Origin of the sequence: Streptomyces sp. NPDC048288 (assembly GCF_043201555.1) — a bacterium.
GTDB lineage: Bacteria > Actinomycetota > Actinomycetes > Streptomycetales > Streptomycetaceae > Streptomyces.
Genome location: NZ_JBICZD010000001.1, coordinates 1,215,432 through 1,231,971 on the forward strand (window position 1 = coordinate 1,215,432; position 16,540 = coordinate 1,231,971).

Genomic DNA, 16,540 nt, shown 5'->3' on the forward strand with positions numbered 1-16,540 from the left:
CCATGGCAACGCTTGAAATCCGAGACCTGCACGTCACCGTCGAGGCCGACAACGCCACGAAGGAGATCCTCAAGGGCGTCGACCTGACCGTGAAGCAGGGCGAGACGCACGCCATCATGGGCCCCAACGGCTCCGGCAAGTCGACCCTCGCCTACTCGCTGGCCGGTCACCCGAAGTACACGATCACCGGCGGCACCGTGCTGCTCGACGGCGAGGACGTCCTGGAGATGTCCGTCGACGAGCGCGCCCGCGCGGGCCTGTTCCTGGCGATGCAGTACCCGGTCGAGGTCCCCGGCGTCTCGGTCTCCAACTTCCTGCGCACCTCCGCCACCGCCATCCGCGGCGAGGCCCCCAAGCTGCGTACCTGGGTGAAGGAGGTCAAGGAGACCATGGAGCGCCTCTCCATGGACCCCTCCTTCGCCGAGCGCAACGTCAACGAGGGCTTCTCCGGCGGTGAGAAGAAGCGCCACGAGATCCTCCAGCTCGAACTGCTCAAGCCGAAGATCGCGATCCTCGACGAGACCGACTCCGGCCTCGACGTCGACGCCCTTCGCATCGTCTCCGAGGGCGTCAACCGCGTCCGCGAGACCGGCGAGGTCGGCACCCTGCTGATCACGCACTACACGCGCATCCTGCGCTACATCAAGCCCGACCACGTCCACGTCTTCGCGGGCGGCAAGATCGTCGAGTCCGGCGGTCCCGAGCTCGCCGACAAGCTGGAGAACGAGGGCTACGAGGCTTACACGAAGGGTGGCGCATCCGAGTGACACAGCTGCCGGGCCTCCTCGACACCGAGGCGATCCGCAAGGACTTCCCCGTCCTGGACCGGCTGGTCCACGACGGCAAGAAGCTCGTGTACCTGGACAACGCGGCGACCAGCCAGAAGCCGCGCCAGGTACTGGACGCCCTGAGCGAGTACTACGAGCGCTACAACGCCAACGTCCACCGCGGTGTGCATGTGCTCGCCGAGGAGGCCACGGCGCTGTACGAGGGCGCGCGCGACAAGGTCGCCGAGTTCGTCAACGCGCCCAGCCGCGACGAGGTGATCTTCACCAAGAACGCCTCCGAGTCGCTGAACCTCGTGGCCAACATGCTCGGCTGGGCCGACGAGCCCTACCGGGTGGACCACGAGACCGAGATCGTCATCACGGAGATGGAGCACCACTCCAACATCGTGCCGTGGCAGCTGCTCGCGCAGCGCACGGGCGCGAAGCTGAAGTGGTTCGGCCTCACCGACGACGGCCGTCTCGACCTGTCCAACATCAACGAGATCATCACGGAGAAGACGAAGATCGTCTCCTTCGTGCTGGTGTCGAACATCCTGGGCACGGTCAACCCGGTCGAGGCGATAGTGCGCCGCGCCCAGGAGGTCGGCGCGCTCGTCTGCATCGACGCCTCCCAGGCCGCGCCCCACATGCCGCTGGACGTACAGGCCCTCCAGGCCGACTTCGTGGCCTTCACCGGCCACAAGATGTGCGGCCCGACCGGCATCGGCGTCCTCTGGGGCCGCCAGGAGCTGCTGGAGGACCTGCCCCCGTTCCTCGGCGGCGGCGAGATGATCGAGACGGTCTCGATGCACTCCTCGACGTACGCCCCGGCGCCCCACAAGTTCGAGGCGGGCACCCCGCCGATCGCCCAGGCGGTCGGTCTCGGCGCGGCCATCGACTACCTCAACGCCATCGGCATGGACAAGATCCTCGCCCATGAGCACGCGCTCACCGAGTACGCGGTGAAGCGGCTGGCCGAGGTCCCGGACCTGAAGATCATCGGCCCCACCACGGCCGAGGACCGGGGCGCCGCGATCTCCTTCACCCTCGGGGACATCCACCCGCACGACGTGGGCCAGGTCCTCGACGAGCAGGGCATCGCGGTCCGCGTCGGCCACCACTGCGCGCGGCCGGTCTGCCTCAGGTACGGAATTCCTGCGACCACGCGAGCGTCGTTCTATCTGTACTCCACCCCGGCCGAGATCGACGCTCTGGTCGAGGGACTGGAGCATGTACGGAACTTCTTCGGCTGAAGGGCGTGAGCTGAGACCGTGAAGCTGGATTCGATGTACCAGGAAGTCATCCTGGACCACTACAAGCACCCGCACGGGCGTGGTCTCCGGGACGGCGACGCCGAGGTGCACCACGTGAACCCGACGTGCGGCGACGAGATCACCCTCCGAGTGAAGTACGACGGCACGACCATCGAGGACGTCTCGTACGAGGGCCAGGGCTGCTCCATCAGCCAGGCCTCGGCCTCCGTACTGAACGACCTGCTCGTCGGCCGGGAGCTGGCCGACGCGCAGAAGATCCAGGAGACCTTCCTGGAGCTGATGCAGTCCAAGGGCAGGATCGAGCCCGACGACGCGATGGAGGAGGTCCTGGAGGACGCGGTCGCGTTCGCCGGGGTCTCCAAGTACCCCGCCCGGGTCAAGTGCGCCCTCCTGAGCTGGATGGCGTGGAAGGACGCGACGGCCCAGGCGCTGGGCGGCGCGGCCGACGCCGAAAGGAAGACGGCATGAGCGAGACCGCTGAGATGAAGCCGGCCTCGGAGGAAGAACTCCGCGAGGCGCTGTACGACGTCGTCGACCCCGAGCTGGGCATCGACGTCGTCAACCTCGGCCTGATCTACGGCATCCACATCGACGACGCGAACATCGCCACCGTCGACATGACCCTGACCTCGGCGGCCTGCCCGCTGACCGACGTCATCGAGGACCAGGCCAAGTCCGCCACGGACGGCCTCGTCAACGAACTGCGCATCAACTGGGTCTGGATGCCCCCGTGGGGCCCCGACAAGATCACCGACGACGGCCGCGAGCAGCTGCGGGCGCTCGGGTTCAACGTCTGAGACCGGGCACGGGAAAGCGGCGGCACCTTCGGGTGCCGCCGCCTTCGTCTGTGCGCTCAGTCCAGCGGGTCCACGAACCGGAACGCGGAGTCCGCGCGGTAGAGGTCGCTGCTCTGGTAGGGGTCCAGCTTCAGCTGGAAGTTCTGGTGGCGGAGATAGCGGCCGGGGTAGTTCACCGACTCCAGCATGACCGCGCCGGAGTAGGAGGAGGCCCGGGCGCAGAAGGTGGCGTCCTGCCTGAAGAGGGACGAGCCGTCGTCACTCATGGCGCGCAGGATGAAGTTGCGGTGCCGCAGGTACCTGCCGTCGGCCGTCTTGAACGAGAAGCAGGAGCTGTTCGCGAGGCCCTTGACCACGGTGAACGAGGAGTCCTCGCGGGACTCCGAGCCGCGTGGCGCGTCCAGCTTCACCAGACCGTCGCTCACGTGCCAGTAACGGTCGGGGTAGTTGACCGACTGGACCGACTTGCGGGCGCTGCTGGTCTGTTGACCCGAACCGCCCGAGCCGCTCGAACCGCCTGAGCCGCCCGAACTGCCCGAGCCGCTCGAACCGCCCGTGGACGACGAGGACTTGGACGGCTTCGCGCCGGTCGGCGTGGCCTTGGGGGTGGTGCCGTGCGCCGAGGCCGCGGCGGAGGCCGACGCGGTCGGCCCGGTGGACGCCATGCCCGACTTGTCCTTGGCGGGGGCGGTCGCACCCGTCGTCGTGGGCGAGGCGAAGGAGAGCAGGCCGGGGCCGTTGTCGGTGTGTGCGTCGGTCGCCGGGGGAGTCGATGACGCCTGGTCAGGGGTGGTGCGGCTGACGGCTATCGCCGTGACGCAGGCGACGATCGTGGCGATCGCCAGCGTGCCGGCCAGCCAGAGTCTTCGGGTTCCGGGAGCCCGTGAGGTGTCGGGGGCCCAGCCGTTCTCCCAGGAGGGATGCGGCGGGGGTTGGGGGGTGGTTTCTGGCATGCGCGTTTCCTCCAGCGGCGCCAAGGCAGCGGCAGCCGGGGGTGTGAAGGTGAGGTGAGTGACATGTGAAACATTGATGGATCACAGAGGTGCACAGACTAGTGGAGTCGCGGGGCTGCGGGGAGCCGTTTCAGCGAGCGGTTTCTGTGAGCATTAAACATCCTCATGTGACGCACGGGAGTTCAAACGTCATTCTCAGCACCCTCCCAGTGCCGGCTCATCGCCCGACGGCAGCCTGGCACGGATGGCTACCTCAGCGTTTTCCCCTGCTCGCCCCGTCTTCGTCGTCGGCTGCCCCCGCTCCGGTACGACCCTGCTCCAGCTGATGCTGCACGCCCATCCGCGGATCGCCCTGCCGCCGGAGACCCGCTTCGTGCTGCCCGCGTACGAGCGCCGGCTCAGCTTCGGTGACCTGCGGGAGCCCCTGAACCGGGCCGGACTCGCCCAGTGGATCACCGGCCGCAAGGAAACCCGTTTCCATGAACTGGGCCTGGACGCCGAGGTCGTCGCCGGCCGGATCGCCGACGGCCCGCCCACCCTCGGCTCGGCCCTCGGCATCGCCCTCGCGGCGTACGCGGAGAGCCACGGCAAGGCCCGCTGGGGCGACAAGCGGCCCGCCTACGCCCTGCACGTCGAGGAGATCCTGCGGCTCTTCCCGGACGCCCAGTTCGTGCACCTGATCCGCGACGGCCGGGACTGCGCGGCCTCGCTGCTCGGCATGCCCTGGTGGCACTGCGGCTTCCACGAGGCGGTGGCCACCTGGGCCCAGGTGATGGACGTGACCCGGCGCTACGCCGGCCGGCTCGGCCCGGGCGCCTGGCACGAGGTCCGCTTCGAGGACCTGGTCGCCGATCCCGAGCCCCAACTCCGGCTGATCTGCGCCTACTTGGGCGAGGAGTACGACCCGGCAATGACCCAGCCGCACCGCCTCGCCCGTACCGCCGTACCGGCCCGCAAGACCTGGCACCGCCGCACCCGCGGCGCCCTCGACACCTCCCGCGCCGGCAGCTGGCAGCAGCGGCTGACACCGGATCAGATCCGGCTCGCCGACGCCGTCCTGGGCGACCGCCTCGCCCGGTACGGCTACGAACCGAGCGGAGCGGTCCGGCCCGACCCGGCCGAACTCCTCCGCTACCGCCGCGTCTTCGCCCTGCGCCGCGCGGCCCACGCCAAGCGCCGGCTGCTCGACCGGCTGACCCGGCTGCGCGAACCGGGCCCGGTGGCGGCGGCCCGGTCCGGCTACGAGGTCACGGCGTGACACCGGCACCGACGCTGGCTGCGGCAGCGGCAGCGACGTCGGTGGTCCGTGGGGGCGCTGGTGCGTACGGTCGTACACAACGGTGCGTACACTCGTACACATGGGATACCTCACGCTCGCCGGCGCCATAGCCGCCGAGGTCGCCGCGACGACGGCGATGAAGTACAGCGACGGCTTCAGCAGACTCTGGCCGACGCTGCTGACGACGCTGGGCTACGTCGTCTCCTTCCTTCTCCTGGCCCAGACGCTGAAGACCGTGTCGATCGGCACGGCGTACGCGATCTGGTCCGGCGCCGGCACCGCGACCATCGCCGTGCTCGGCCTGATGCTGTTCGGCGAGGGGCTGAGCCTGGTCAAGGTCGCCGGAATCGTGCTGATCATCGGGGGAGTGGTGGTCCTGAACCTGGGAGGCGCGCACTGATGCCACGCCGTTACGACCCCGAGCGCCGGCAGCGGATCATCGAGGCGGCGATCCGGGTGGTCGGCGAGAAGGGGCTTGCCGGGCTGAGCCACCGCTCCGTGGCCGCCGCCGCGGATGTGCCGCTCGGCTCCACGACGTACCACTTCAAGACCCTCGACGAGCTGATGGTCGCCGCGCTGCGCCAGGCCAGCGAGGGCTTCGCCAAGGTGATCGCCTCGCGCGGGGGACTGGAGGATCCCCGGGCCGACCTCGCCACCGAACTCGCCGGACTGATGGGCGAATGGCTCGCGGGCGACCGCACCGGCGTCGAGCTGGAGTACGAGCTCTACCTCGCCGCGCTGCGCCGCCCCGCCCTGCGCCCGGTGGCCGCCGAGTGGGCCGAGGACCTCGCCGCCCGGCTCGCCCGCCGTACCGACACCCGCACGGCGCGGGCGCTGGTCGCGCTGATGGACGGGATCTGCCTCCAGGTGCTCCTCACCGGCGTTCCGTACGACGAGGAGTACGCGCGCGAGGCACTGGCACGGGTGATTCCCTGACCGCCCCGCCGTTCCCCACCGGGCAACAGGAGGTGACACGCACGCACCGACGAACCAGAGGGAGCCTTGCGAGCGGACCACCGCCGTCCACGAACCGGCGCCTGGGCGACTCGGCGGCCGCCGATGGCCGACCTGGGGTCGGACACCACCGGCACGCACCGCAAGCTCGACGTCACCAAGATGCACCGGGAGAACGGCGGGGAGGGCGACGGCCGCTCGCCGCGCGACGTCTGCGTCTGCGTCTGCGTCGAGATCGGCGTTCTGCTGACCGCCGACGTCATGCCGTCCAAGGGGCTGGCCTCGCTCCACCGGGCCCTCGCCACGGAGACCGCCGCCGGGCGCCGGGTGGTCGCGGTGAGCGGGGAGCCGATGCGGGACCAGTGGCTGATCGATCCGCAGACGTACCGGATCGTCGGCATGCGGATGGTCCGGGGCGGCAAGGTCGTCGGCGGAGGCTCGACCGTCGCGAGGGCCGTGGTGGACGAGGCCGGAGACTGCGGCTGACACTCCGGACCGGGGCGGCCCGCACCACGTGGGGGGTGCGGGCCGCCCGCCACCCGAGACACCGCTGTCGCTGGTTGGCCTGCGCGGGCCCCGGCCGGTTAGGTTTCCCTCATGACCGACACGACTGCTCCTCGCACCACCGGCGCCGCGGCCGCCGGCCTCGCCACCATCGCCGCCGACGGCACCGTTCTCGACACCTGGTTCCCCGCTCCCGAGCTGGTCGCCGAGCCCGGCCCGGCCGGCACCGAGACCCTGACCGCCGAGCAGGCCGTGGAACTCCTCGGCGCGGGTGCGGCCGACGCGATCGGCCCGGACCCCCGCCGCAACGTCGAGGTCGTCGCGGTCCGCACGGTCATCGCCTCGATCGACGAGAAGCCGATCGACGCGCACGACGTCTACCTGCGCCTGCACCTGCTCTCGCACCGCCTGGTCAAGCCGCACGGCCTGAGCCTGGACGGCCAGTTCGGCTTCCTCGCCAACGTCGCCTGGACCTCCCTCGGCCCGGTCGCCGTCGACGACATCGAGACGGTCCGCCTCAACGCCCGCGCCGAGGGCCTGCACCTCCAGGTCACCTCGATCGACAAGTTCCCGCGGATGACCGACTACGTCGCCCCCAAGGGGGTGCGCATCGCCGACGCCGACCGGGTCCGCCTCGGCGCGCACCTCTCCGAGGGCACCACCGTCATGCACGAGGGCTTCGTCAACTTCAACGCCGGCACGCTCGGCACGTCGATGGTCGAGGGCCGTATCTCCGCCGGCGTCGTGGTCGGCAACGGCTCGGACATCGGCGGCGGCGCCTCCACCATGGGCACGCTGTCCGGCGGCGGCAACGTCATCATCTCCATCGGCGAGCGCTGCCTGATCGGCGCCGAGGCGGGCGTCGGTATCGCCCTCGGCGACGAGTGCGTGGTCGAGGCCGGCCTGTACGTCACCGCGGGCACCCGCGTCACCATGCCCGACGGCCAGATCGTCAAGGCCCGCGAGCTGAGCGGCGCCTCCAACATCCTCTTCCGCCGCAACTCGGTCTCCGGCGCCGTCGAGGCCCGCCCCAACAACGCGGTCTGGGGCGGCCTCAACGAGATCCTGCACAGCCACAACTGACGCACGACGGCCGCCGTGACCTCCTGCGGCCGCCCCGTCGACGCCGGTCATCACCGAGCGCCCTTCCACGGTCCGAGGACGGCCCGGGGGAGGGCGCTCACGTGCTTCCTCGATGAGGTCGGCAGCACACTGCTCGCACGCACCCAACCGCCAACACGCTCCGGGTCCCGCCTGAACGGCCGTGAACGGGGCTGAACGAGACGGAAACTGAGACAGCCGAGCGGTCGCCTAGGGCCGGGTTCGCTCGTGGGGCAGGTCGCAGTCGTCGTCCCGGAGGTGCAGTCCGTGGAGGTCTCGGACCAGGCTGACGGGGAAGGGATGGAGCTTCCACTGTGCGCGATAGCCGGCCTCACCGTGCTCCGTGAGTACGGTCTGGGCTGCGTCCAGAACGGCGTGGGAGAACACATGGCGTGGGTGCGCCGACTGCCAAATCACCGTGCCGTCGGTGTCCGGTAGGTCGGGGCTCACCGCAACATCGGGGAACTTGTAGATGGTCACGCCGATCGCGTCGTCGACCGGGCGGAGCACCCAGCGGAGCTCCTGTGGCTCGGCGTCGAAGAAGAACCGCGCTGTGCTCCCTTGCTCGTACAACGCGCTTGTGGCTGCCACGAGATCCGCCAGCGCGTCGGTGCAGTAGCTGACCAGCAGCGAGGCCTGCTTGGCGTCATCGGTCAGGTGGCACTTCGCCCAACCCTGCCCAGAAAGTTCCCACTTCAGCTGAAAAACGTCCGTCGACACGTGATGTACCCGCACAGGGCCCAGGCTACCGACAGCGATCGGCCATGAGCTTGGATGAACGTCGAAACGGCATTGCCGGCCGAAGTGCCGACCTCGCCGATCTCGGATCTTTCCTCTGCGGAAATGACTGACGTCGCGTACATGGCGCGGTTTACTTCGAAGCCGCACGTTGCGATCTCCTCGGTTCCTGTTGCGCCGTTCGGAGACTCGCATGCTCATCGCACTCGCCGTATGAATGTGTCGCAGGGCTGTCAGTGCCTACGCCGTGAAAGCGGCGTAGGCATCCCGCTGTGCTGCTCGACGCTGCGCGCGCCGCTCGGCCGCTCGGTCAACCGTCGGTGCTCACGGCAGCCTCCTTGACGCATGACGATGGCACAACAGTGTCGCGTCACAGGGGCCTGTTTGTCCTCAATGCTGGACCTCTTGGTCCCGAAGCGACGTGAGCAGCCGCTCCACCTCGGGTCAGGGCACTTCTCCCCAGTCAGGCAATGCCGGTCACGTTCCCGCTGCTGGACTCTGCCGGGCAGTGCTCCAGGCCGTGGCATCATGCATACGGCCAGGCCGCAGGGCATCAATCCTCAAGGTGCCGCCGCGCCGGCCGCCGCCGGCGCGGTCGGACGGCGGCAGGCGCGGCACCTGTCGTGTGTGCCTGCCGCGTCGTGGCCTTTCAGCCCCGCGGTGCGACGCGGAGACGGTTTCCGTCGGGATCGGCCGCGAGGAAGGTCGGCCCGAATCCCGCGTCGTGGGGCTCGCGCAGGATCGTGACGCCCCTGGACTGCCACTGCTCGAAGATCGCGTCGACCTCGTCGGGCCCACCGTCGACGGCCAGACACACCTCGCTGGTGCGCGGGACGTCCGCCGACAGATCCTCGAACTGGCCGGACCACAGACCGAGATCAGCGCCTGGCCCGAGGGCGAAGGTGATGTATCCCGGAGTCTCGAACGACGGCCTCATGCTGAGGAGGCCGCCGTAGAAACGCGCCGCGGCGGGAGCGTCGTTCACATAGACGATGGACACGACGGATGCGGTCATGGTTGTTCCTTCTCGCAGGTGGTAGGTGTGCGTCCGCCAGCCTGACCGGGATATGCGCCGGATCCTGTCGCCATTCCTGAAAAAATCGGTGTGTGACCCCAGACCGCTTCTTCTCCCTGATGCTGCTCCTCGCATCAAGGGATGCCGTGACCACACAGGAACTCGCCTCGGCGCTCGGGGTGTCCCTTCGCACCGTCAACCGGGACCTGAACTGGCTCCGCGACGCCGGTCTGCCGGTGACCGCGCAACGGGGCCGCCTCGGCGGCGTGACCCTGCTGCCCGGGTCCGGGCCCGACCTCACCCGGCTCACGCCCGGCGAGCGTGATCACCTCTCGCTCACCGGACTGGACGAGAGGCAACGCGCGGAGCTCGACGCGTCGGCCGAGAGCCGGCGCGCGCTCTCCAAGATCGCCGCCGCACAGCCACGCCGGGTTCACGAGCTCCTGCCGCTCACCGACGTCGTGCACGTGGACAGCCGTCCCTGGCTCCAGGCCCCTACGTCCGGCACGACTCCGGCTTCGCTGATCGGCCCGCTGCGGCGCGGCCGCCGGCTACGGATCGAGTACGACAGCCCACGCGAGCCAGGCCCACGCGACCTGCTCGTGGATCCCTACGGGCTGTTCGCCAAGGCCGGCACCTGGTACCTCGTCGCCGACTGTGCCCGAGTGCCACGGATGTACCGGCTCGAACGGATCACGGCGTGGAAGGAAGCCGGCCGGCCACGGCGGATCCGCGAGAACCAGACCCTGGCCACCGTCGCCGCGGCGCTCGTCGATCAGTGGGAACACGACCACGCGACAGAGGTCAGCGCCACCATCGACCGGACCCAGATCGAGCGAGCGCGACGGATCCTCGGCCGACGACTCGTCCAGGAGGACCATGACGCATCCGCCGCCGGCCACCGGGTGACCATCCGCTTCCCGCAGCTGGAGGACGTGCGAGCACTACTGCCGTTCGGGAGCGCCATCACCGTGCACGGCCCCGCCGAAGCCAGGGCTCACCTCCGTGACCTCGCCACCGACCTCGCCCGCCACTACGCGCCGACACCAACCTCCCGACCCGCAACATCAGTCGATGATGCGAGGGCTCCGCGCCCGAATGACGCGATGCGCCGCTCGTAGCACCAGGACCAGCACGGTGACCGCCAGTGCGCCGTTGAGGGTGTCCGTGATCATGACGACTGAGTGGGGCGCGTCCAGCAGGCGAGGCACCCTGGCGATGATCATTCCCAGGCCCAGGAGGAGCGGGAACGAGGCGCGAATCGCGACCACGGACCAGTCCGTGAACCGCAGCATCCGCACTCCTTCATCGAGGAAAGGATCCTCCTCTCACGGTTGTCCGCGGTCAAGGATCGCCCGCGGCCCGTCCGTCGACACCTCGGCAGGGTTCTCCGCCGGGACCACTCGAAGGGTCGTCTCGGGCGGCGCGGGTCACAGTATGGCCACCCATCCGACACGCTCCGCACACAGGGTTCTGACGGGCACTACGGTCACTCCACCCGAAACACCCTGGGGGGACGAGATGACCAACCCGTACACCACGCCCATACCGCCGACACCGGGCCCGCCCGCCACGCGCCCGCTCCACAGACGGGTCCTCGTATGGGTCGGCGGCACGGCCCTGTTCGTCACGGGCGCGCTCATCGGCTCCGCCGGGAACGACGGGCAGCAGCCCGTCGAGACCAAGGTCAAACCCTCGACCACCATCACCGCGACCGTCACCGCCACCGCCACCGCCACGCCCGAGCCCGGCCCGACCGTCACCGAGACCGTCAAGGCCAAGGCGAAGCCCGCCCCCACGGTCACGGTCACCAAGACCGCCGCCGCCAAGGCCGCCGACAGCGGTAGTGGCAGCGGCAGCAGCGGTCAGGACAGCGCCGGCACCTGCACCATCGTCTCCAACGCGGGGAACTGCTACGCGGCGGGGCAGTTCTGCCGGAACAGCGATCACGGAGCCGTCACCACCACCGCGGGCGGCGTGAAGATCGAGTGCGCGTACAGCTCGAACGCCTGGCGCTGGACCTACGTCTGACGGGCCGAGGCAGGCGCGGGTGTCACGCGCGGGGGCCGGGCGGTGTCTTCATGCCGAACAGCCCCACGGGGACGCGTACAAGGAGGGTCATCATGACATTGCGCTTGCCGAAGGCCGAGCTTCCCGCCGAGCTCCGGGAGAACATGATCAAGCAGCTGGGTGCTGTGCCCGAGAACGTGGAGGTGCTGTGGCACAGCCCCCGGGTGGCCCAGGACAACCTGGAGTTCGGCGCCAAGGTGGGGGTGTGGGAGGGGGCCGACGCCGGCCTGAAGTCGTTCGCGCACATGGCCGTCGCGGCGCAGGTCGGCTGCAGCTGGTGCCTGGACGTCGGCTACTTCCAGGCGCGGAACGAGAACCTGGACCTGGCCAAGGCGAGCCAGGTGCCGCGCTGGCGGGAGGCGGAGGTGTTCACAGCGCTGGAGCGTGACGTCATGGCGTACGCCGAGGCGATGACGGACACGCCGCCGACCGTCACCGACGAGCAGTACGCCGCCCTGCTGCAGCGGCTCGGGACGGGGGCGATGGTGGAACTCACCGCGTTCATCGCCTACGTCAACCTGGCGACCAGGGCCAACGTGGCGAACGGGGTCGCCTCACAGGGCTTCTCCGACGCCTGCGAGATCCCGCTCGCGAAGCGCCCGGCGGCGTCCCGTGCGGGGTCCACGGCATGACGGAGGACCCGTTCGTCGTCCACCGGGGCCTGCTGTTCACCGTCGCCTACGAGATGCTCGGCTCCGCCGCCGACGCGGAGGACGTACTGCAGGAGACCTGGCTGCGGTGGGCGGGCGTCGACCGGTCACAGGTGCACGACCCGCGGGCGTACCTCGTCCGGGCCGTCACCCGGCAGGCCCTCAACCGCATGCGCACCCTCACCCGCCGCCGTGAGGACTACGTGGGCGAGTGGCTGCCCGAGCCGCTGCTGACCCACCCCGACGTGGCCGACGACGTCGAACTCGCGGAAAGCGTATCCATCGCCATGCTGACCGTCCTGGAGACGCTCGGACCCGTGGAACGCGCGGTGTTCGTGCTCCGCGAGGTCTTCGACATGCCCTACGACGAGGTCGCCGGGGCCGTGGGCAAGACCTCCGCCGCGGTCCGGCAGGTCGCCCGGCGGGCCCGTGATCACGTCGCCGCCAGACAGCCACGCGTCAGGGTGAGCCGCTCGGAGCACAAGGCCGTGGTGGACCGCTTCGTCGCCGCGCTGCACACCGGGCGCATCCAGGACCTCATGGAGATCATGGCGCCGGACGTCGTCCTCGTCGCCGACGGAGGCGGGATCACGGCCGCCGCCCCGGCCCCCGTCCACGGCGCCGCACTCGTGGCAACGATGCTCGCCGCCGCCGACCGGACCGCCTGCAGAACCACCACGGTATGCCTCAACGGCGCCCCCGCGATCCGCATCGCAGCCGACAGCGGCGGCGCCACGGTCAGCTTCCTGATCGAGAACGGGCGCATCACCCGCATCTACGCGACCTCCAACCCACAGAAGCTGACCCGACTCGATGAACCGACCGATCTCACCCGGTAGTTCCACCCGCACCCGCACCACCCGCACCGCCAAGCCGTCACCACCAGGGCAGTACGGGTGATGCGGGTGGTCAGGCGTCGGGTGGCAGGGATGTCCGGAATTCTGTCAGTGCGGTGAAGTCGGTGTCCCGTAGGCCGAGTCGGGGGTCGACGTGGTGCAGCAGGGCCGGGGCGGGATGGTGGGTGTGGACGTACAGGGTGTCCGGTGGGGTCTGCTCGTCGTCGATCCAGGCGAAAGGGCGGCCGTCGGCGTGGGCCACGATCGCCTCGGTCTTCCAGTGGACTCCGTCCGGTCGCTGGGTCAGCAGGGTGTGGCCGAAGTCGACGTACGGTAGGTCGGGGAGGCCGAGGACCGGGGCGATCCAGCGGTTGGCCTCGGCCATCCAGGTGGTCGCCCAGCAGAGTTCGTAGCCGAGGGCGAGCAGGGCCGGGCCGTGGTGGGGGTTCAGCCAGACGCGCAGGGGGCGGCCGGGGCGCACGGTCGCGCGGATCGTCGTATAGCCCGGGGGCCGTCGTTCGGGCTGGGCCGCGTACGGGTTGAGGGGGCCGTCGACGTCCAGGAACAGCAGGGGGCGGCTCACGGGGCCAACGTACGGCAGGGCGGCCGGCCGGCTCCGGTGATTCTTTCCGCGCCGGACAGGCATAGTGGGGCCGCTTCGCGCGCGTCACCAGGGAATACAGGGCCCGGACACGAGGTGGGCCCGGGGGAAGAGAAGGTGACGATGGATGCGGAACTGCAGGAGAGCTTCGTGGAGTTCGTGGACAGCCGGTCCTCGGCGCTGCTGAGGACGGCCGTGCTGCTGACCGGCGGCGACCGGCACGCGGCCGAGGACCTGCTGCAGAACGCCCTGATCAAGGCGGCCGGCCGCTGGCAGCGCATCGACGAACCCGAGGCCTATGTACGGCAGGTCCTCTACCGGCAGCAGATCAGCCGCTGGCGGCTGAAGTGGCGACGGCGCGAACTCACCGTCGCCGAACCCCCGGAGAGCCCGCCCGCGTCCGCCGCCGAGGCGCGGCTCGTGCTGCGCGCCGCGCTGTCCCGGCTCACCGCCCGCCAGCGCACCGTGCTGGTCCTGCTCCCCCACTCTCGGCTTCGCTCGAGCGGGGGGACCCCCACCTTCGAGGACCTGCCGGAGGCCGACGTGGCCCGGCTGCTCGGCTGCTCCGTCGGCACCGTGCGCTCCACCACCCACCGCTCGCTGGCCCGGCTGCGCACCCTCGCGCCCGAACTGGCCGCCCTCGATCCGGACCCCGGCCGCGCCCAGCCGCCGTCCCATGACTACTCGCCCGTGGAGGTGCGGCCGTGAACGTCGAGGAACTCGTGTGCGACTCCCTGCGGGAGCTGGCCGCGGAACAGAGCCCGGCGGGACCGGGCTTCGCCGACCGGGTGCTGGCCGTGCGCCGGCGCCGCCGCACCCGCAGGCTCGCCGCCATGGCCGCCGCGACGGCCGCCGTGGTCGCCGTCGCCGTCGCCGTCGCGGTGGCGGTGCCGCTGCTGGACTCCGGGAAGAGCGATGTGCGCCCGTCCGGGGTCCTGCAGCAGGACGGGATCACCAGGACAGCCGGACCAGTCGCCGCCGCGCTCACTGATCGCGGCCGGGCAGACGGCGCTCGCCGCCTACTACACCTGGCGCACCGTGCCGCAGCCGGGAGGAAAGGGCATCGGCGTACGCACCTACCGGCTGCTCGACGCCGGGACCGGAACGTATGTGAAGGACTCCCGGTGGTCCTTCGTCGCCGTCGCGCCGGGCCTGCGGACGGCGGCCGTGCTGGAGCAGAACCAGCCCGTCCACCGGATCGGCCTGCTCGACCTCGACACCAGGAAGGTCGAGCGGTGGATCCCGGTCGAGCACGCGGTCGCCGGGCTCGCGTTCTCCTACGACGGGACCCGGCTGCTGGCCACGACGTACACCGGCAACCCCGATGTGCGGTCCAAGGCCCAGAACGTCGAGGGCGGCTGGGACTGGGGACCCGCGTTCGAGGCGTCGACCCGGACCGGCTTCTACGACTTCTCCGTGGCCTCCGGCAAGGGCACCTGGACGGCGGTGGCGAACGACCGCGACACCCTCGCCCGCGCGGACTTCTCCTACAGCCGTACCGGCCGTCAGGTGTACACGCAGGTCCTGGGCGACCATGACGGCACCCAGCAGTTCTACGGCCTCGACGGCGACAGGACCGCCGCGCCGGCGAACGAGCGGTACCTGCGCGCGGACGTCGACGCACGGCTGTCCCCGAACGGCCGGCTCGCCGCGCTCGGTCTGACGAAGGAGGTCGCCCCCGGGAAGTCGTACTCCTCGATCCGCGATCCCCGCACCGGCAAGGAGATCACCAAGGTCCGCGGCGGCCATCTGCTCGCCTGGGTCGACGACCGGCGGCTCGTCGCCTGGGAGCGGGTGACCGGCCTGGACGAGCCGTACCGGGCCCGGCTGGTGCTGGTGACGATCGGCAGCGACAGGATCGTGCCGCTGAGCGGGGTCCAGCGGCAGATGTACGACGAGCTGAAGGCGTGGGTGCCCGTCTTCGTCCGCCGCTGATCAACCGGCCATGAACTCCTCGTACACCGCCCGCAGTCCGTCGGCCGCCTCCCGGCCGGCGGGCCGCAGCGGGGCCCGTACCGGTCCGGACGGCAGACCGAGCGCGGTGAGCAGCGCCTTCGACGTGACCGTGCCGGGCAGGCCGGCGGCCATCACCGCCTCGATCAACGGGGTCGCCCGCAGCTGGAGTTCCGCCGCGCGGGCGGTGTCGCCCGCGTCGAACGCGTCCAGGATCGCGGTGATCTCGGCGGGTACGACGTTCGCCACCGTGCTGACACAGCCCGCCGCGCCCACCGCGTACAGGGCGAGGATGTGCTCGTCGCAGCCCGCGTAGTACGCCAGCTCCGTGCGGGCCAGCACCTTCTGGGTGCCGAGGAAGTCGTAGGAGCAGTCCTTCACGGCGACGATCCGGGGGTGCGCGGCGAGCCGGACCAGCGTCTCCGGCTCGATGCGGGTGCCGGTGCGGCCGGGGATGTCGTACAGCATCACCGGCAGCCCGCTCGCGTCCGCCACCTCCAGGAAGTGCGCCTCCAGCGCGTCCTGCGGCGGCCTGCTGTAGTAGGGCGACACCACCAGCACGCCGTCCGCGCCCGCCTTCTCCGCCGCCAGCGCCAGCTCGACCGTGTGCCGGGTGTCCGCCGTGCCCACGCCCGCGACGAGTGCCGCGCGGTCGCCCACCGCCTCCCGGACGGCCGTGATCAGCTCCGCCTTCTCCGTGTCCGTGGTGGTCGGCGACTCCCCGGTCGTGCCGTTCAGCACCAGGCCGTCGCAGCCCTCCGCCACCAGGTGCGCGGCCAGCCGCCGCGCGCCGTCGAGGTCGAGCGCCCCCGTGCCGGTGAAGGGCGTGACCATCGCGCAGAGGGTCCGGCCGAAGGGACGGGACGGGCGGGCGGTGTCGCGTGGGTTCGTCATGGGGGTAGTCTCGGCAGCGCGACGGCTTAGCTCCACTTAATTCTTCTATGGGGTATGTCTTAGTAAAGCTAAGATGTTGGTGACCCGGCGGGTCGAGGCCCTGTGTCCAACTCGGCCTCTCATGGGTCACTATGGGCCGGACGGTCACCGAGGG

General features: G+C 70.4%; 21 protein-coding genes. 15 read left to right on the plus strand and 6 right to left on the minus strand.

The window, feature by feature from the left end:
* The first annotated feature begins 2 nt into the window (after positions 1-2).
* From sufC to ACGFZS_RS05410, 4 genes are read left to right on the plus strand one after another with little or no spacing between them, the layout of a single operon-like run.
* Positions 3-767: a Fe-S cluster assembly ATPase SufC gene (gene sufC, locus ACGFZS_RS05395; protein ID WP_355715235.1), complete on the plus strand. Its 765-nt coding sequence runs from the start codon at positions 3-5 to the stop codon at positions 765-767.
* Positions 764-2,020: a cysteine desulfurase gene (locus ACGFZS_RS05400; RefSeq protein ID WP_393793952.1), complete on the plus strand. Its 1,257-nt coding sequence runs from the start codon at positions 764-766 to the stop codon at positions 2,018-2,020. The genes sufC and ACGFZS_RS05400 overlap by 4 nt, the downstream gene beginning before the upstream one ends.
* 18 nt (positions 2,021-2,038) lie before the next feature.
* Positions 2,039-2,509 (plus strand): Fe-S cluster assembly sulfur transfer protein SufU, encoded by a 471-nt coding sequence (sufU, locus tag ACGFZS_RS05405; protein WP_355715230.1) that lies wholly within the window; start codon positions 2,039-2,041, stop codon positions 2,507-2,509.
* The gene (locus ACGFZS_RS05410; protein ID WP_355715227.1) at positions 2,506-2,838 is read left to right on the plus strand and encodes a metal-sulfur cluster assembly factor; all 333 of its coding nucleotides are present in this window, start codon (positions 2,506-2,508) and stop codon (positions 2,836-2,838) included. The genes sufU and ACGFZS_RS05410 overlap by 4 nt, the downstream gene beginning before the upstream one ends.
* 56 nt (positions 2,839-2,894) lie before the next feature.
* Here ACGFZS_RS05410 and ACGFZS_RS05415 read toward each other — a convergent pair whose 3' ends face one another.
* On the minus strand, positions 2,895-3,791 hold the full coding sequence (locus tag ACGFZS_RS05415) for an AbfB domain-containing protein (protein WP_393793953.1): 897 nt from the start codon (positions 3,789-3,791) through the stop codon (positions 2,895-2,897).
* A gap of 244 nt (positions 3,792-4,035) precedes the next feature.
* On the opposite strand from ACGFZS_RS05415, the gene ACGFZS_RS05420 reads away from it, so the two are divergent.
* From ACGFZS_RS05420 to dapD, 5 genes are all read left to right on the plus strand, one after another.
* A complete protein-coding gene (locus ACGFZS_RS05420) occupies positions 4,036-5,049 on the plus strand; it encodes a sulfotransferase family protein (RefSeq protein WP_393793954.1) in 1,014 nt (337 codons plus the stop codon).
* 100 nt (positions 5,050-5,149) lie between these two features.
* Positions 5,150-5,470: a multidrug efflux SMR transporter gene (locus ACGFZS_RS05425; protein ID WP_355715218.1), complete on the plus strand. Its 321-nt coding sequence runs from the start codon at positions 5,150-5,152 to the stop codon at positions 5,468-5,470.
* On the plus strand, positions 5,470-6,006 hold the full coding sequence (locus tag ACGFZS_RS05430) for a TetR/AcrR family transcriptional regulator (RefSeq protein ID WP_393655636.1): 537 nt from the start codon (positions 5,470-5,472) through the stop codon (positions 6,004-6,006). Before ACGFZS_RS05425 ends, ACGFZS_RS05430 begins: the two co-directional genes overlap by 1 nt.
* Positions 6,007-6,129: 123 nt before the next feature.
* Positions 6,130-6,510, plus strand: a complete 381-nt coding sequence (locus ACGFZS_RS05435; protein WP_393793955.1) for a hypothetical protein — start codon at positions 6,130-6,132, stop codon at positions 6,508-6,510.
* A 111-nt stretch (positions 6,511-6,621) separates the two neighbouring features.
* Positions 6,622-7,611, plus strand: a complete 990-nt coding sequence (dapD, locus tag ACGFZS_RS05440; RefSeq protein WP_355715212.1) for a 2,3,4,5-tetrahydropyridine-2,6-dicarboxylate N-succinyltransferase — start codon at positions 6,622-6,624, stop codon at positions 7,609-7,611.
* Positions 7,612-7,839: 228 nt separating this feature from the next.
* Here the strand turns inward: dapD and ACGFZS_RS05445 are convergent, their stop codons facing one another.
* Entirely contained in the window at positions 7,840-8,349 is a 510-nt protein-coding gene (locus ACGFZS_RS05445) for a hypothetical protein (RefSeq protein ID WP_393793956.1), read from the minus strand.
* A 667-nt stretch (positions 8,350-9,016) separates the two neighbouring features.
* Positions 9,017-9,382: a VOC family protein gene (locus ACGFZS_RS05450; protein ID WP_393793957.1), complete on the minus strand. Its 366-nt coding sequence runs from the start codon at positions 9,380-9,382 to the stop codon at positions 9,017-9,019.
* Between the two features lie 92 nt (positions 9,383-9,474).
* Here ACGFZS_RS05450 and ACGFZS_RS05455 point away from each other — a divergent pair, with 92 nt between their 5' ends.
* Complete coding sequence (locus ACGFZS_RS05455) at positions 9,475-10,503, plus strand: helix-turn-helix transcriptional regulator (RefSeq protein WP_393793958.1); 1,029 nt, start codon at positions 9,475-9,477, stop codon at positions 10,501-10,503.
* On the opposite strand, the gene ACGFZS_RS05460 is transcribed toward ACGFZS_RS05455, so the two are convergent.
* Positions 10,450-10,677 carry a hypothetical protein gene (locus ACGFZS_RS05460; protein WP_393793959.1) on the minus strand — a complete coding sequence of 76 codons (228 nt, stop codon included), beginning with the start codon at positions 10,675-10,677 and terminating at the stop codon, positions 10,450-10,452. The genes ACGFZS_RS05455 and ACGFZS_RS05460 overlap by 54 nt on opposite strands.
* A 226-nt stretch (positions 10,678-10,903) precedes the next feature.
* Here ACGFZS_RS05460 and ACGFZS_RS05465 point away from each other — a divergent pair, with 226 nt between their 5' ends.
* From ACGFZS_RS05465 to ACGFZS_RS05475, 3 genes are all read left to right on the plus strand, one after another.
* Positions 10,904-11,413 (plus strand): hypothetical protein, encoded by a 510-nt coding sequence (locus tag ACGFZS_RS05465; RefSeq protein ID WP_393793960.1) that lies wholly within the window; start codon positions 10,904-10,906, stop codon positions 11,411-11,413.
* Positions 11,414-11,505: 92 nt separating this feature from the next.
* Positions 11,506-12,084: a carboxymuconolactone decarboxylase family protein gene (locus ACGFZS_RS05470; RefSeq protein WP_393793961.1), complete on the plus strand. Its 579-nt coding sequence runs from the start codon at positions 11,506-11,508 to the stop codon at positions 12,082-12,084.
* The gene (locus ACGFZS_RS05475; protein WP_393793962.1) at positions 12,081-12,941 is read left to right on the plus strand and encodes an RNA polymerase sigma-70 factor; all 861 of its coding nucleotides are present in this window, start codon (positions 12,081-12,083) and stop codon (positions 12,939-12,941) included. Before ACGFZS_RS05470 ends, ACGFZS_RS05475 begins: the two co-directional genes overlap by 4 nt.
* A gap of 70 nt (positions 12,942-13,011) precedes the next feature.
* On the opposite strand, the gene ACGFZS_RS05480 is transcribed toward ACGFZS_RS05475, so the two are convergent.
* Entirely contained in the window at positions 13,012-13,521 is a 510-nt protein-coding gene (locus tag ACGFZS_RS05480; protein WP_393793963.1) for a hypothetical protein, read from the minus strand.
* A 141-nt stretch (positions 13,522-13,662) separates the two neighbouring features.
* On the opposite strand from ACGFZS_RS05480, the gene ACGFZS_RS05485 reads away from it, so the two are divergent.
* Together ACGFZS_RS05485 and ACGFZS_RS05490 are read left to right on the plus strand one after the other, a co-directional pair.
* Positions 13,663-14,247 carry a SigE family RNA polymerase sigma factor gene (locus ACGFZS_RS05485; protein WP_393793964.1) on the plus strand — a complete coding sequence of 195 codons (585 nt, stop codon included), beginning with the start codon at positions 13,663-13,665 and terminating at the stop codon, positions 14,245-14,247.
* A 207-nt stretch (positions 14,248-14,454) separates the two neighbouring features.
* The gene (locus ACGFZS_RS05490) at positions 14,455-15,474 is read left to right on the plus strand and encodes a WD40 repeat domain-containing protein (RefSeq protein ID WP_393793965.1); all 1,020 of its coding nucleotides are present in this window, start codon (positions 14,455-14,457) and stop codon (positions 15,472-15,474) included.
* Here ACGFZS_RS05490 and dapA read toward each other — a convergent pair whose 3' ends face one another.
* A complete protein-coding gene (dapA, locus tag ACGFZS_RS05495) occupies positions 15,475-16,386 on the minus strand; it encodes a 4-hydroxy-tetrahydrodipicolinate synthase (protein WP_393793966.1) in 912 nt (303 codons plus the stop codon).
* Positions 16,387-16,540 lie beyond the last annotated feature (154 nt).

Coding starts and splice junctions, on each gene's coding strand:
- ACGFZS_RS05475 (WP_393793962.1), top strand. CDS start 12,081: ATGACGGAGGACCCGTTCGTCGTCCACCGGGGCCTGCTGTTCACCGTC.
- ACGFZS_RS05425 (WP_355715218.1), top strand. CDS start 5,150: ATGGGATACCTCACGCTCGCCGGCGCCATAGCCGCCGAGGTCGCCGCG.
- ACGFZS_RS05450 (WP_393793957.1), bottom strand. CDS start 9,382: ATGACCGCATCCGTCGTGTCCATCGTCTATGTGAACGACGCTCCCGCC.
- ACGFZS_RS05470 (WP_393793961.1), top strand. CDS start 11,506: ATGACATTGCGCTTGCCGAAGGCCGAGCTTCCCGCCGAGCTCCGGGAG.
- ACGFZS_RS05430 (WP_393655636.1), top strand. CDS start 5,470: ATGCCACGCCGTTACGACCCCGAGCGCCGGCAGCGGATCATCGAGGCG.
- ACGFZS_RS05410 (WP_355715227.1), top strand. CDS start 2,506: ATGAGCGAGACCGCTGAGATGAAGCCGGCCTCGGAGGAAGAACTCCGC.
- ACGFZS_RS05465 (WP_393793960.1), top strand. CDS start 10,904: ATGACCAACCCGTACACCACGCCCATACCGCCGACACCGGGCCCGCCC.
- ACGFZS_RS05490 (WP_393793965.1), top strand. CDS start 14,455: ATGTGCGCCCGTCCGGGGTCCTGCAGCAGGACGGGATCACCAGGACAG.
- ACGFZS_RS05435 (WP_393793955.1), top strand. CDS start 6,130: ATGGCCGACCTGGGGTCGGACACCACCGGCACGCACCGCAAGCTCGAC.
- dapD (WP_355715212.1), top strand. CDS start 6,622: ATGACCGACACGACTGCTCCTCGCACCACCGGCGCCGCGGCCGCCGGC.
- ACGFZS_RS05415 (WP_393793953.1), bottom strand. CDS start 3,791: ATGCCAGAAACCACCCCCCAACCCCCGCCGCATCCCTCCTGGGAGAAC.
- ACGFZS_RS05460 (WP_393793959.1), bottom strand. CDS start 10,677: ATGCTGCGGTTCACGGACTGGTCCGTGGTCGCGATTCGCGCCTCGTTC.
- dapA (WP_393793966.1), bottom strand. CDS start 16,386: ATGACGAACCCACGCGACACCGCCCGCCCGTCCCGTCCCTTCGGCCGG.
- sufC (WP_355715235.1), top strand. CDS start 3: ATGGCAACGCTTGAAATCCGAGACCTGCACGTCACCGTCGAGGCCGAC.
- ACGFZS_RS05420 (WP_393793954.1), top strand. CDS start 4,036: ATGGCTACCTCAGCGTTTTCCCCTGCTCGCCCCGTCTTCGTCGTCGGC.
- ACGFZS_RS05485 (WP_393793964.1), top strand. CDS start 13,663: ATGGATGCGGAACTGCAGGAGAGCTTCGTGGAGTTCGTGGACAGCCGG.